Genomic DNA, 11,801 nt, shown 5'->3' with positions numbered 1-11,801 from the left:
CCTCCCACAATCGAGCCGCGTCCTGCCGGACCGAATCGAGAAATTCCCGTCCCCGCAAGGCACGGTAGTCGCAGAGATGCCCACAAGTCACCGGGGGTGGGCGGTCGCTTCCCCCGGTTTTCGGCCCCAGCGGGGCGTGAATTGCGCAGGTGGCGGACTGTGCGCACCGAAGTCCGCCGTGCGCGGCGGACTTCCCGCGGCGCCTCGGTGGGCGCCGATCATCCGCTCACAGTCCAGCGTACGAGTGAAGACCGGCGACCACGATGTTAATGAAGAACAGGTTGAAGATCATGACTGCGAGACCCAGGATGTTGATCCACGCTGCGCGCACCCCGCGCCAGCCCGCGGTAGCGCGGGCGTGCAGGTACGCGGCGTAGACGACCCAGGCGACGAAGGAGCAGGTCTCCTTGGGGTCCCAGCCCCAGAACCGGCCCCAGGCCGCTTCCGCCCAGATCGCGCCCGCGACGATGGCGAACGTCCACACCGGGAAGATGATCACGGTGGCGCGGTAGGCAACCCGGTCCAGCGCCTGGCTGGTGGGCAGCCGGGAACCGATCTTCGTCATTTTCAGCGGGTTGTTCTCGTACCGGCAGCGCAGCACGTAGAGCACGCTGGCCACACCGCCGAACAGGAAGACACCGCTGGAGATGATCGCTGCGGCGACGTGGATCACGATCCAGTAGGACTGCAGCGCCGGGATCAGCGGCGCGGCCTGCGCGTAGAGCACCGTGCCGGACAGGAAGAGCAGCAGCACCACCGGCAGCATCAGGAATCCGCCGAGCCCGCGCAGCTGCGTCGGGGTCGCGTCGCGACGAGCGGTGCGCGTCTGCCGGAGCAGCACGACCAGCCAGGCCAGCACGGAAGCGAGGCAGATCGCCGAGCCGAACTCGTACATGTTGCCCCACGGCACCCGGCCCGTGGCCAGACCGCGCAGCAGCAAGGAGGAGAAGTGCACCACCGCGCCGAGCAGCGTCATGGCGACGGCCATACCGCCGAGCCGCTCGGAGAACGGCCGCTTCTCCGGGGTCGGCACGTGCCCAACGACCAGCGTCGAGTCGGAATCCCCGCTGCCTGAACCGACCAGAGCCGACTCGCGTTTGCGCGCGACCTCCCCGATGCGCCCTTGGGAGAACTCCGCGAAGTACAGCAGCATCGCGAGGATGTAGACCACCACGGAAGTGGCGTAGGCCATGTCGCTGTAGATCGACAGCGTCTGGTTGACCGGCATCAGCTCTTCCTTTCGCGCGCGGGGCCAGCGACCGCGCGGGACTTCGGCGAGTGGTCGACATCCGTGCCGAGGAGGTCAGCGGCGAGCCTGGTGAACTCCTCGCCGTACCCGGCCTGATCGGTGCGGGCGAGTCCGCCGACCTCGACAACGGTACGCACTGAACCGGATCCGTCCGGGTCTGGGTGCGGCACGGCGCGGACCCAAACCCGGCGCCGCTTGATCATCAGCGAGGTGCTGATGCCGAAGATGATCAGGATGGCGAACAGGAGCACCCACGACTGGAACGGGTCGTGCGACACCTGCAGGTTGGCCCAGCGCTCGACGCCGTCGAAGTGGACCGTGGTGCCGTCATCGAGGCGGATCTCCTCGCCGACGCGCAGGTTCTCGCGGGCCACCCGCTGGAGCCTGCCCTGGTCCACCATGGACTGGTCCACGCCGAAGATCGACTGGCCACGACCGGAGTCGAGTCCGAGGTCGCCGCGCAGCACGTCGACGGCCACGGCCGGGTCGTTCAGGGCCGGGAAGCTCGAACTGAGGATGGCGCCGTCGAAGGACGCGGTGGGCGCGAACAGGCCGGTCACGGCGAGCTGCTTCTGGCGGCGCTCCGCATCGTCGAGCACGCCGGGCGGGTCAAACTTGGTCGCGCCCTGGGAGAGCATCGTCTGCGGAACGGCCGGCTGCCACTGGATGACGCTGGTGCGCTTCTGCCCGTCCGGGAAGGTGACGGTGAAGCGCGGCGCGTAGCCGTTGCCGGTCAGGTAGATGCGGTCGCCCGCGGTGCGCAGCGGGTGGTTGACCTGCAGTAGGTATGGCTGCCACTTGTTGGAGGCCAGGTCGTCCTCGGACTGGTACTCCATGTCCACCCGGTAGTCACCGACCTGCCCGTTGGGCTGGTAGTCGATGTCGAAGTCCTTGACGCGCACGCAGAACGGGCTGAGCTGGGTGCCGTCGACGTTGAGACCCGCGCGGAAGGAGTCGTAGTTGTAGGTACCGGAGTTGCAGAACTCGGAGCCGTCGGCCACCACGATGACCTGGCCCTCGTAGCCGTAGAGCTTGCCGCCCGCGATGCCGACCAGCAGGCCCACCAGGGCGAAGTGGAAGACGAGGTTGCCGATCTCGCGCAGGAAACCGCGTTCCGCGCTGATCGACTTCGCGCCGTCGTCCTCCTCCCGCTCGACCATCCGCCACCCGCGGAGCCGGGTGCGGGTCGCGGCCATGACCTCGTCGACCGAGGAGTGGAGGGTGGCCTTCTCGTGGTGCGGCATCCGGGAGAGGTTGCGCGGTGTGCGCACCGGCTTGCTACGCCACTGCTTGTAGTACTCGTAGCAGCGCGGCAGCAGGCAGCCGATCAGGGAGATGAACAGCAGCACGTAGATGGAGGCGAACCAGACGGAGCTGAAGACCTCGAAGGCACCGATCTTGTCCAGGATCGGCGCGAGCTTCGGGTATTCGGCGAAGTACTTGTCCACTTCGGCCTGGTTCAGCGAGCGCTGCGGGATCAGCGCGCCCGGCAGCGCGGCCAGGGCGAGCAGGAACAGCAGCACCAGCGCGGTGCGCATGGACGTCAGCCCGCGCCAGGTGTTGCGCAGGAACGCCAGCGCCGCGATCAGGGGTCCGCGCATCAGAGGATCGTCTCGTATCCGGCGATCGGGCCACGGAGCAAGGCGATCAAATCTCCCCACAAACCGGTGACGAGCAGCAGGCCGACCACGACCAGCAACACCCCACCTGCGATCTGGATGACACGTCCGTTCCGGCGCAGCCAGTCCGCGCTGTGCAGCGCCCACCGGGCGCCGAGGGCCAGCAGCACGAACGGCAGGCCCAGGCCCAGGCAGTACGCGGCGATCAGCAGGACGCCGCGGACCACAGTGCCGGTCGAACCGTCGGTGGCAATGGCGATGGAAGTCACCCCGGTCAGGGTCGGCCCGAGGCACGGGGTCCAACCGAGGCCGAACACCGCGCCGAGCAGCGGAGCGCCCCAGATACCGGCACGCGGTACCCGGTGGATGCGCACATCGCGCTGCAGCGCGGGCACCAGCCCGATGAACACCAGTCCCATCGCGACGGTGACCACACCACCGATGCGCTGCAGCAAGAGCTCGTTGGCCAGGAGCGCATCGGACAGGCCGAGCAGCAGCAGCGTTCCGGAGGCGAAAACGACGGTGAACCCGGCGACGAACAGCAGCGCCGCCCCGGCGACCCGCCAACGGCCGCGCCGCGACCCGTCGGCCTCGGTCGCGTCCACGGGCGGGGTTTCAGCGCCGACGACTCCCGCCAGGTAGGCGAGGTAGCCCGGCACCAGCGGCACCACGCAGGGCGAAGCGAAGCTGATCGCCCCGGCCAGCACCGCGAGAGCCGCCGCGAACAGCAGCGGTCCGGACGCGGCGAGGTCAGTGGGGTTCACACCTCGAGGGTAGGAAAGTCAAGACCACCGCGATGCACCGGGCTCGGTGAACCGGCCCACGTCGTCCCTGGTGGCAGGCCTAAGCAGGGGGAAATCACCCCGCCAGGGCCATTGGTCCCGCTTTTTCGGGACCCTCAACCCCACCTGCTCAACCCAAGAGATGAGTCTCACACCCGCACGACCACCAGACCACAGTTTCAATTGAAACTGTAAATCCCACCCACGGCGATTCACAGCTTCCATTGAGCCTTTTCATCCTGTCTGGCCCGTGACCGCGAAGTACGACCAGCACCGCGCGGCGAGGGCCGCATGCGCCGAAGGCGCATAGCCCACCCTCGCAACCGGCACCGGCCGCGGGTGCTCAGCGTTCGCCTGGCGAGGACAGCCCTGACGCAACGTATTGGCGCATACACAAGTCAGGGCACCCGCGGACCAGCGGACGCTGAGGTTCCGCTACCCGCACCGCCACGCAAAACGAGGATGGGAAAAACCTCATTGAAACTGCGGATGTCCAGCAGCAGGGCTCAGGGCTTCTCGGCTGCGACCTTCTGGACCTCGGGGAGCAGTTCGCTCTCCAGCATTTCCGTCAGGAAGACCGCTGCAACGCGGTGCTGGCGGTCGAGGATGATCGTCGCCGGGACCGTGCTGCGCGGGAACTGGCGCAGCGCGAGCAGCGAACGGCCCGACGGGTCGAAGATCGACGGGTAGGTCAGCCCGCGGTCGCGGTGGAAGTCCGCTGCCGCCGACTGGCTGTCGCGCACGTTGATCCCGAGCACTTGCACGCCCTGGGGACCGGCCTTGTCCTGCACGGCCTGCAGGTCGTCGGCCTCGGACCGGCACGGCCCGCACCACGAACCCCAGATGTTGAGCACCACGACCTGCCCTTCGAAGTCGTCGATGCCCACCTGCTTGCCCGGCTCCAGCAAGCTGTCCCCGGACAGCCCGGAAACCCGGCCGCGCTCGTCCGGCGCGTAGAAGAGGCGGGTCTGCCCACCCGGCGAGACGAAGGTGAACTCGCCACCGGTGGCCACCGCGTCCTCGCCCTGGGTCGCGCACCCGGCGACCAGCGCCAACGTCGCCGCGACCAGGCCCAGGCGTACCAACAGCTTCTTCATGCCCCTGTCACCTTCGGATCAGTCGCCCCGGCGGGCTCCACGTAGGCTATGCGCACGAGCGCCTCGCCGCGGAAGACCAGGCTGGTCAACGAGGCCAGCGAGCACTGGCGCCGCCGCGGGTCGTGCCACATCGGCTTGCCCTCCAGGAACCGACGCAGCGTCCAGATCGGCAGCTGGTGCGACACGCACACCGCTTCGTGCCCGGCCGCGGCCGCGCGAGCGCGGTGGGCGGCGCCGAGCATGCGGTGCGCGATCTCCAGGTAGGGCTCGCCCCACGACGGACGCAGCGGGTTCCAGAGCTTCCGCCAGTGCTTCGGCGAGCTCAGCGCGCCGTCGCCGACCGACACCTTCAGGCCTTCGAAACGGTTTTCCGACTCGATGAGCCGCTCGTCGGTGGCCACGTCGGTCTGGAAAGTCGCGCCGATCGGCTCGGCGGTCTGCTGCGCCCGCTGCAGGGGCGAGGCGACCACGTGGACGACGTCGCGCCCAGCCAGGAACTCGGCGACGAGCTTCGCCTGCTGCTCGCCGCGATCCGACAGGCGGTAACCGGGCAGCCGGCCGTAGAGGATCCCCTCCGGGTTGTGCACCTCGCCGTGGCGCATGAAGTGCACGACGGTCCGCCGTTCCGCCTCCCCGCGATTCACAGTGGTGGTTGCGTCCGGATCGATCTTGCGTTTCGCGGTTTCTTGTGGCCGGGTTGCGTCACGGTCCCCTGAGGTGCGGTTGCGCAGGGCTGGGGTTGGCACAGGGTCGCTCATGCGGTCGCCTCCGGCGCGGTGGCGGCAGCGCGGGCGGCGTGCGGCAGGGCGTCAGCGATCGTCTCGAATGCCGCTTCGTCCATCGCCGCGTTCACGAACCACGACTCGAAGGCGCTCGGCGGGGCGTAGACACCGCGGTCGAGCAGCTCGTGGAAGAACGGCGGGAATCGCCAGGTCTGCTGGGCCTGCGCCTGCTCGTAGTTGTGCACCGGGTTCTCGCTGAAGAAGACGCTGACCATGTTGGCCGCGTAAGCGATCTGGTGCGGCACGCCCTCAGCGGTCAGCGCCGAGCCGAGCAGGTCGCCCAGCCGCTTGCTGTTGCGGTCCAGCGCCGCGTACGTGTCGTCGTTGGCAGCCCGCAGGTTCGCCAGGCCGGAGGCCACCGCAACGGGGTTCCCGGACAGCGTGCCCGCCTGGTAGACCGGCCCGGACGGGGCGAGGCGCGCCATCACGTCGGAGCGGCCGCCGAAGGCAGCGGCGGGCAGCCCGCCAGACATCACCTTGCCGAAGGTGTAGAGGTCACCGGCCACGCCGTCGACCCCGAACCAGCCCGCGCGGGAAACCCGGAAGCCGGTCATGACCTCGTCCATGATCAGCAGCGCACCGGCGGCGCGGGTGATCTCCCGCAGCCCCTCGTTGAAGCCCGGCAGCGGCGCGACGGTGCCCATGTTGCCCGCCGCGGCCTCAGTGATCACGCAGGCGATCTCGTCGCCCCGCTCCGCGAAGACCTGCCGCAACGCCTCGAGATCGTTGTAGGGCAGGACGATCGTGTCGGCGGCCTGCGCGCCGGTGACGCCCGGCGAGGTCGGCAGACCCAGCGTCGCCACCCCGGACCCGGCGCTGGCCAGCAGCGCGTCGACGTGACCGTGGTAGCAGCCGGCGAACTTGACGATCTTCTGGCGTCCGGTGAACCCGCGGGCCAGCCGGACGGCGCTCATCGTCGCCTCGGTGCCCGAGTTGACCAGCCGGACCTGCTCGACCGGCTCGACGCGGTCGATGATCTCCTGCGCGAGGTCGATCTCACCGGCACCGGGGGTGCCGAAGGAGAGGCCGTGCGACGCGGTCTCCTGCACGGCGCGGACCACGTCGGGGTGCGCGTGCCCGTTGATCATCGGGCCCCAGGAGGACACCAGGTCGACGTAGCGGTTGTCGTCGGCGTCCCACAGGTAGGCGCCTTCACCGCGAACCATGAACCGGGGCGTGCCGCCGACCGAGTGGAAGGCGCGGACCGGCGAGTTGACGCCGCCCGGCGTCACCTCCTGCGCGCGGTCGAACAGCTGCCGCGACCGCGGAGCCGGATCGTGGTTCGGATTCGATGCGGGGTTCGCAGAAGCTGTCACGCACCCAGTCTGACAGGCGCAATTCCGTGGCCGGTCGCACCCCGACTAGCGCGCACGTGCGCGCACGGCCAGCGCCACCTGGCGGATCGCGTCGAGGAGCAGCAAACCGGCGAAGGTCGCCGCGGCGACCGCCGACGCCAGCCAGCTCCCGAGCGACCGGGTGACCACGTCGGTCGCCCCTTCCGGACCGGGCAGGTAGATCGTCACCGTGCCGTGCTGCCACGCCCACCAACCGGCCACCACCAGCGCCACGGCCACGGCCAGCTCGATCCCGGCCACGGCCGCCCGCCAGGGCTGGTTCAACCCGCCCCGCGGCTCTTCGCTCTCGAGGCTCTCGGCGCTGAACTTCGGCCCATCCGCAGGCCACGGTTCCGGAGTGGTCACGCAAAGAAGCGTCTCACGACCCACCGCACACCCGGGCCACCCGCCCACCGATGGATCCGCAAGTTCAATTGGAAATCGGACGTCCAATTTCCATTGAAATCGCGTGATGGCGGCGTGTTGGGGCACGACACACCGAGACCTGAGGCCACCGGGGCTACTTCTCCACGAGCCGGGTCAAGGCGGCGGCCAGAGCGCCGGGTTCCTTCGCCCAGGCCAGGACGACCTTGTCGTCGTCGATGCGCAGTGGCACCTCGCCCGTCCCCTTCGGGACCGTCCAGCTTCCGCCGAGCACCCGCGCGCCCACCGGCGCACCCACGTCGGTCACCGCCGCGATGCGGCTGACCTCGATCTCCTCGCGCCCCAGCACGAGTTCCGCAGGCGTCAGCCGCACCGAGACCAGGCGACGGCGGCCGTGCACCCACACCGCCGCCGCGACCGCGAACAGCCCGCCGAGCAGGCCCCACATCCACGCGTTCACCGGGCCCGGCGTCAACGCCTCGACGCCGAACCCCAGCAGTGCGAAGGCCGGACCCCAGAGCACCGGCCACCAGCTGCTACCGCGTTCGGAGTACAGCACTGGCCCGCTCATCGCTCACCCGTCAACCATTCCGTGCTCGGCCGCCGCCACATCAACACCGCCGCCGTTCCTCCCAGGACGAGCAGGATCGTGTGCACGCTGAACACCGCACCGGACCCCAGTACGAGTACCAGGTGCACCAGTGCGAACGCGGTCAACGCCATCCGCGCCCACGAATGCCGCTTGAACACCGCCGCGCCGAACCCGAGGTACGCCGCCGCGAGCACGACGGCGATTCCGGTGTTCGCCACGATCATCTGCTGCGCGCGGGCGGCCGCGTCCGCTGGTACCAGCTGCTGCTGCTCGCCCAGCTGCTGCACGAGCTCAGCGCGCCCGGACCACATCAGCCCGGCCTGCAGCAACAGGAGAAACGCCACCGTCCACCAGAGGACGATGGCGTAGCGAAGCGGTCGCGGTGATTCCATCAGTAAGTGCGGCGGTTGGCGTTGAAGAACCAGTTCGACGGCTTCAGGAAGACCAGCGTGATGAACGCGCCCATGGTCAGCAGTCCGAGCCCGGCCTGGCTGTAGGTCAGCACGTAGTACGACGTGGGCAGCGCGACGTTCGGCAGGTCACCGTTGAAGGTCACGCTGCCGCCGCCGATCAGGCTGACGATGGCGTTGATCAGCCAGAGCGAGGCGAAGACGGTGAGCGTGACCCGCGCCCAGTTCCGGCCAGCCCGCATCTTGAAGCCGAACAGGATCCACAGGCCGGTCAGGATCAGGAAGATCACCGTGATGAAGATGAACGTGAACAGCATGATCCCGTTGACGACCGAGGTCATCCCGTCGCTGATCTCGCTCGGCATGTCGGGATCGGTGACATCGGCCACCATGTCGTTCAGGAAGCCCTGCAGCAGCATGTAGCTCACCACGGACAGCACCGTCGCCAGCAACGGCACCACGATGGAGATCCAGAACGCGATCTCCACGGTGATCGGACGCGGAACCTGGCTCATCTCCTGCTGCGGCACGGGCGGCGCCGAGTAGGGGGTCTGCTGGTACCCGGCCTGCGGGTACTGCTGCTGCGGGTACCCGCCCTGGGGGTACTGCTGCTGCGGGAAACCACCGGAAGGCGTTCCGCCCTGCGGGTATCCGCCCTGCTGCCATGGATTTTGCGGTGAGGTCACCGGCAAACAGTAGAAACCCGGCTCGTGCGCTGTCCACTTGGTTCGGCGAAATTACCGACCCGTCATCGCTTTGAAATAGGCGTTGGCCGATCCGCCCAGCGCCAAGATCATGAAAACGATGGGCGTGACCAGGGACAACAGCAGTTCCACGTGCGATCCGCGCGGAATTGCGCCCCTTCCGCATTTTCGCCGAGAACACGATCCACAGCACCGCGCACGCCACGGAGCCGACCATCAGCACGTTGTTGATCAAAACCGGAATCACCGGGTTGGTCAGGTACTCGAGAATCTGCGCGCTTTCGCGGATCAGCCCGATCTCAACCGCGCCGCGCGAGCTGGAAGTAGTGGTTCGACAACGGCAGGTAGGCGAACACGAGCGTCGCGCCCACGGTCAGCACCTGCAGCAGCGCCAGCAATGCCGTCACGACACCACCGACCGATCCTCCGGTCAACGACGGCAGGGTCAGCACGATCCAGCCCGCGCCCACCGCCGTGATCACCACTCGCGCCCAGTTCCGGCCCTTGCGCATGAGGAACAGGAACACGATCCACAGCGCCGCGATCACCGCGACGATCGCGGTCGCCAGCACCAGTATCCCGGCGTAGACGGAGCGGGCCTGGTCCGGGCTGAGCTGCTGGCCCTGCGCCGCGGCCGCCTCCACCACCAGCTTCAGCTCGGCGTCCGAGACGAGCAGGAACGTCGTGGCGAGGATGGCGAACCCCACCACGACGCTGGCAATGCCGAACCAGAACGCGCCGTCGACCGTGCCCGGCCGCGGGTTCGTCTCCTGCGACGTCATTCGCCCAGGTTAAGAACCCGCGGCGGAAGCGACAATTCGTCAGCGCGCCGCGCGGCCCTGCCGCAGGCGCGGACCCATCTCGCGGATGAACCGGTTGCCGTCCGGCCGGAACATGAACACGATCGCGGCCGCTTCGACGACCGCCACCAGCGCCGTGAACAGCACGTCGACCCAGGTGATGGTGATCGGGGTGAGCTCATTGATCATCGCGGTGCCGAACACCGCGACGCCCAGCAGTGTGATCAGCGCGTTGAACACCCCGAACCCGCCGACCACGGTGAGCACGATCCGCGACCAGTTCCGCCCTTCCAGCATCCGCCGGGTGAGCATCAGGTACACCATCAGGATCAGCGCCTTGAGCAGGAACGCGAACATGATCCCGCTGTTGGCCGCGGTGTCGAGCTCCATCTGCCCCATGCTCGGGTCCACCGCACGCAGCTCCTCGATCAGCCGCGGCCGGTCGAGGAGCTGGATGAACGCCTGCACGCCGCCGATCAGCACAGAGCCGATCCACAACCACCGCGCCATCAGCAGCGACTGCGGTGCCTGCGGCGACTCCGGTTCCGGCACCGGACGGCCGAACGCGTCCATTCGCTGCCCCAGATCCGTCATGCTCGAGCGTCCCGCAGCCACTGCGCAGCCTCGACGGCCCAGTAAGTGAGGACGATGTCCGCGCCCGCCCGCCGGATCGAGGTCAGCGACTCCAGCACGGTCCGCTTCCGGTCCAGCCAGCCGTTGGCCACCGCGGCCTCGATCATCGAGTACTCGCCGGACACCTGGTAGGCGGCCACCGGAACGTCGGCCACGCCCGCGACGTCGCGCAGCACGTCCAGGTACGACATCGCCGGCTTGACCATCACCATGTCGGCGCCTTCGGCCAGGTCCAGGTCGACCTCCCGCAGCGCTTCGCGGCCGTTGGCCGGGTCCTGCTGGTAGGTGTTGCGGTCGCCCTGCAGCTGCGAGTCGACGGCGTCCCGGAACGGCCCGTAGAACGCCGAGGCGTACTTCGCCGAGTAGGCCAGGATCGAGGTGTCGCCGTAGCCGGTCGCGTCCAGCGAGTCGCGGATGACGCCGATCTGGCCGTCCATCATTCCGCTGGGGCCGACCACGTGCGCCCCGGACTGGGCCTGCACCACGGCCATCTCGCCGTAGATCTGCAGCGTGCTGTCGTTGTCGACGGTGCCGTTCTCGTCCAGCACGCCGCAGTGGCCGTGGTCGGTGAACTCGTCCAGGCACAGGTCGGCCATCAGCACGGTGTCGTCACCGAGCTCGGCGCGCAGGTCGCGCAGCGCGACGTTGAGGATGCCGTCCGGGTCGACCGCCCCGGAGCCCATCGCGTCCCGCTCGGCGGGCACGCCGAAGAGCATCAGCCCGCCGACTCCGGCGCTGACCGCGTCCACGGCGGCCTTGCGCAGCGATTCGCGGGTGTGCTGCACGACGCCCGGCATCGACGGGATCGGCACGGGCTGGCCAACGCCCTCGCGCACGAACATCGGCAGCACCAGGTGCCGCGGCTCCACGGAGGTCTCTGAAACGAGCCGGCGCAGTGCCGGGGTGCGGCGAAGCCGGCGCGGACGGTGCGAGGGATACATGCAGCGGCTCCCCAAGAAGGTTCGACGGGGTGACAACCCCGAGCGTAACTACCCCGACGAACCGGACCCCGAAGGGCTCAGCCTGACAACCGCCCAGCCTTGATCCCGTCCAAGAACCCGGCGAACGTCTCCGAGCCGAAGACCAACGCAGGCCCGTCAGGATCCTTCGAATCCCGAACCGCAGTGGCAGCGGATAAGCACGCGACCTCGACGCAGTTGTTCGCCCCGTTCTGGTTTCGGCTGCTCCGCCGCCATGTCACGGGAAGTTCGGACGCGCGCACCACTTCGACCACTCCAGAGGATGGGGTTCGGACCTAGCTCGTTTGAGCATCTCCAGCGACTCAGCCGAAGGCAGCGCCGCCCGATGTGCTCGGTCGAACTTCAGAGCTCTGTATGCGGCGGTCCATCAAAGAAGTCGGAGTCAGCGATCCGGATCGCAGGCGAGGATCCGACGCGGGTCGATTCGTAGCGTCC

The 11,801-nt window shown here is 68.6% G+C and carries 14 protein-coding genes; all 14 read right to left on the bottom strand.

Going from position 1 to position 11,801, the window contains the following annotated elements:
- Positions 1-226: 226 nt before the first annotated feature.
- The 14 genes from ccsB to ACWCO2_RS07055 all read right to left on the bottom strand — a co-directional run bounded on the left by ccsB (position 227) and on the right by ACWCO2_RS07055 (position 11,587).
- Entirely contained in the window at positions 227-1,228 is a 1,002-nt protein-coding gene (gene ccsB, locus ACWCO2_RS07120) for a c-type cytochrome biogenesis protein CcsB (RefSeq protein ID WP_450126801.1), read from the bottom strand.
- A complete protein-coding gene (gene resB / locus ACWCO2_RS07115; protein ID WP_450126800.1) occupies positions 1,228-2,850 on the bottom strand; it encodes a cytochrome c biogenesis protein ResB in 1,623 nt (540 codons plus the stop codon). Before resB ends, ccsB begins: the two co-directional genes overlap by 1 nt.
- Complete coding sequence (locus ACWCO2_RS07110; protein ID WP_450126799.1) at positions 2,850-3,632, bottom strand: cytochrome c biogenesis CcdA family protein; 783 nt, start codon at positions 3,630-3,632, stop codon at positions 2,850-2,852. Before ACWCO2_RS07110 ends, resB begins: the two co-directional genes overlap by 1 nt.
- Before the next feature lie 524 nt (positions 3,633-4,156).
- Positions 4,157-4,747 carry a TlpA family protein disulfide reductase gene (locus ACWCO2_RS07105; RefSeq protein WP_450126798.1) on the bottom strand — a complete coding sequence of 197 codons (591 nt, stop codon included), beginning with the start codon at positions 4,745-4,747 and terminating at the stop codon, positions 4,157-4,159.
- Entirely contained in the window at positions 4,744-5,349 is a 606-nt protein-coding gene (locus ACWCO2_RS07100) for a histidine phosphatase family protein (RefSeq protein WP_450126864.1), read from the bottom strand. The genes ACWCO2_RS07105 and ACWCO2_RS07100 overlap by 4 nt, the downstream gene beginning before the upstream one ends.
- A gap of 152 nt (positions 5,350-5,501) precedes the next feature.
- Entirely contained in the window at positions 5,502-6,782 is a 1,281-nt protein-coding gene (gene hemL, locus ACWCO2_RS07095) for a glutamate-1-semialdehyde 2,1-aminomutase (protein ID WP_450126863.1), read from the bottom strand.
- Between the two features lie 108 nt (positions 6,783-6,890).
- Positions 6,891-7,229 carry a hypothetical protein gene (locus ACWCO2_RS07090; RefSeq protein ID WP_450126797.1) on the bottom strand — a complete coding sequence of 113 codons (339 nt, stop codon included), beginning with the start codon at positions 7,227-7,229 and terminating at the stop codon, positions 6,891-6,893.
- 154 nt (positions 7,230-7,383) lie between these two features.
- The gene (locus ACWCO2_RS07085) at positions 7,384-7,818 is read right to left on the bottom strand and encodes a hypothetical protein (RefSeq protein WP_450126796.1); all 435 of its coding nucleotides are present in this window, start codon (positions 7,816-7,818) and stop codon (positions 7,384-7,386) included.
- Positions 7,815-8,183, bottom strand: coding sequence for a hypothetical protein (locus ACWCO2_RS07080; RefSeq protein WP_450126795.1), 369 nt, complete (start codon positions 8,181-8,183; stop codon positions 7,815-7,817). Before ACWCO2_RS07080 ends, ACWCO2_RS07085 begins: the two co-directional genes overlap by 4 nt.
- 47 nt (positions 8,184-8,230) lie before the next feature.
- Complete coding sequence (locus tag ACWCO2_RS07075) at positions 8,231-8,935, bottom strand: hypothetical protein (RefSeq protein WP_450126794.1); 705 nt, start codon at positions 8,933-8,935, stop codon at positions 8,231-8,233.
- Positions 8,936-9,252: 317 nt separating this feature from the next.
- The gene (locus tag ACWCO2_RS07070) at positions 9,253-9,735 is read right to left on the bottom strand and encodes a hypothetical protein (protein WP_450126793.1); all 483 of its coding nucleotides are present in this window, start codon (positions 9,733-9,735) and stop codon (positions 9,253-9,255) included.
- Between the two features lie 39 nt (positions 9,736-9,774).
- Positions 9,775-10,347 (bottom strand): hypothetical protein, encoded by a 573-nt coding sequence (locus ACWCO2_RS07065; RefSeq protein ID WP_450126792.1) that lies wholly within the window; start codon positions 10,345-10,347, stop codon positions 9,775-9,777.
- Positions 10,344-11,327 (bottom strand): porphobilinogen synthase, encoded by a 984-nt coding sequence (gene hemB / locus ACWCO2_RS07060; protein ID WP_450126791.1) that lies wholly within the window; start codon positions 11,325-11,327, stop codon positions 10,344-10,346. The genes ACWCO2_RS07065 and hemB overlap by 4 nt, the downstream gene beginning before the upstream one ends.
- Before the next feature lie 77 nt (positions 11,328-11,404).
- Entirely contained in the window at positions 11,405-11,587 is a 183-nt protein-coding gene (locus ACWCO2_RS07055) for a DUF397 domain-containing protein (RefSeq protein WP_450126862.1), read from the bottom strand.
- Positions 11,588-11,801 lie beyond the last annotated feature (214 nt).

Source organism: Saccharopolyspora sp. NPDC002376, from assembly GCF_053593195.1.
This window is presented reverse-complemented; position numbering and strand designations above follow the sequence as displayed.